The organism is Mesorhizobium sp. M1A.F.Ca.IN.022.07.1.1, from assembly GCF_003997575.1.
Classification (GTDB): Bacteria; Pseudomonadota; Alphaproteobacteria; order Rhizobiales; family Rhizobiaceae; genus Mesorhizobium.
The window spans coordinates 1-972 of record NZ_RZST01000668.1 but is presented as its reverse complement, the minus strand read 5'-3'; the positions used below and the strand labels follow the sequence as shown (position 1 = coordinate 972).

General features: G+C 66.6%; 1 protein-coding gene. It reads left to right on the top strand.

Annotated features, from left to right (window positions below; translation table 11 throughout):
* Positions 1-972: aldehyde dehydrogenase family protein (locus EOA75_RS33270; protein ID WP_127326167.1), on the top strand; the 972-nt coding region annotated here is incomplete at both ends.

The window sequence follows — 972 nt, the reverse complement described above, 5'->3', positions numbered from 1 at the left end:
ATGCCGAAGCGGGCACTGAAGCCCGTGGCGCGATCGTCTGCATCTCGCCGTGGAATTTCCCGCTGGCCATCTTCACCGGCCAGATCGCGGCGGCGCTCGTCACCGGCAATTCGGTGATCGCGAAGCCCGCCGAGCAGACGCCGCTGATCGCCTTCCGCGCCGTCGAGATGCTGCGCGAGGCCGGCGTGCCGGAGGATATCATCCAGCTCCTGCCGGGTGACGGTGCGTCGGTCGGAGCGCCGCTCACCGCCGACCCGCGCATCGCAGGTGTCTGCTTTACCGGCTCGACCGAGGTCGCCAAGCTGATCGAAAAACAGCTGGCCGAAACGGCGGCGCCCGATGCCATGCTGATTGCCGAGACGGGTGGGCTGAACGCCATGATCGTCGATTCCACGGCGCTTCCCGAGCAGGCGGTGCGCGACATCCTCGCCTCCGCCTTCCAGAGCGCCGGGCAGCGCTGCTCGGCGCTGCGCGTGCTCTACGTGCAGAAGGATGTCGAGAAGAAGATGCTGGCCATGCTGAAGGGCGCGATGGAAGCCCTCAATGTCGGCGATCCGTGGCTGATCTCGACCGATGTCGGCCCGGTCATCGACGATGAGGCGCAGGCCTCGATCGGCGACTACTGCAAGAAAAAGGGGCTGGAGGGGCGCCTCATCGCCAAGCTCGAAGCGCCGGCTGCCGGCCGCTTCGTCGCGCCGCATGTCTTTCGGGTCAAAGGCATCGAGGAGATGGAGCGCGAAGTGTTCGGTCCGGTGCTGCATGTCGCCACCTTCGACGCCGACGACATCGACGCGGTGATTGCCGGCATCAACCGCAAGGGCTACGGCCTGACCTTCGGCCTGCACACCCGCATCGAGGGCCGCGTCCAGCATTTCGTCGACGGCATCCATGCCGGCAACATCTATGTCAACCGAAACCAGATCGGCGCCGTCGTCGGCTCGCAGCCCTTCGGCGGCGAGGGTCTGTCCGGCA